Source organism: Blastomonas sp. UPD001 (assembly GCF_003426715.1).
Taxonomy (GTDB): Bacteria; Pseudomonadota; Alphaproteobacteria; order Sphingomonadales; family Sphingomonadaceae; genus Blastomonas.
This window is the reverse complement of record NZ_QKVT01000044.1, coordinates 1-559: the sequence shown is the minus strand read 5'-3', so window position 1 is coordinate 559 and position 559 is coordinate 1. Positions and strand designations below refer to the sequence as shown.

1 protein-coding gene is annotated in these 559 nt (G+C 42.9%); it reads left to right on the top strand.

Annotated features, from left to right (window positions below; genetic code table 11):
• Positions 1-559: glycoside hydrolase family 38 N-terminal domain-containing protein (locus DM995_RS22950; RefSeq protein WP_232824537.1), on the top strand; the 559-nt coding region annotated here is incomplete at both ends.

Sequence of the window (559 nt, the reverse complement as noted above, 5' to 3'; positions counted from 1 at the left end):
CTTTTAGTTTATGAATCAACTAATGAGCAATGTCAAGATCCTGGTTTTGTGGCTGATGAGTTGGCGGTGACGCAGTGTTTTTTGACAAAGTTTGCGCCTGAAAGGTTGGATAGTTTGGCGGTGGTGGTGGATGAGGTGATGAACCGCCAAGACGCCAAGAACGCCAAGAATTTGGAAAGTTCTTTGTTTTCTCTAAGAGAAAAGTTGATTCAATCCAAAATCGAAAATCCAAAATCGAAAATTTATTTGTTGGGTCATGCTCATTTGGATATGGCTTGGCTATGGCGGGTGAGTGAAACTTGGGAAGCGGCGCAGAGTACTTTTGAGTCAGTTTTAAGGTTACAGTCAGATTTTCCGGAGTTAGTTTTTTGTCATTCGACGCCAGCTTTGTATGCTTGGGTGGAGGAAAATCGCCCGGATTTATTTAGGGCGATTCAAGAAAAGGTTGCGGCGGGATTTTGGGAAATTATCGGTGGTTTTTGGGTGGAACCAGAATTGAATTTAATTGCTGGTGAATCGATTGTGCGGCAATTATTGTATGGTCAGCGCTATGTGCAAG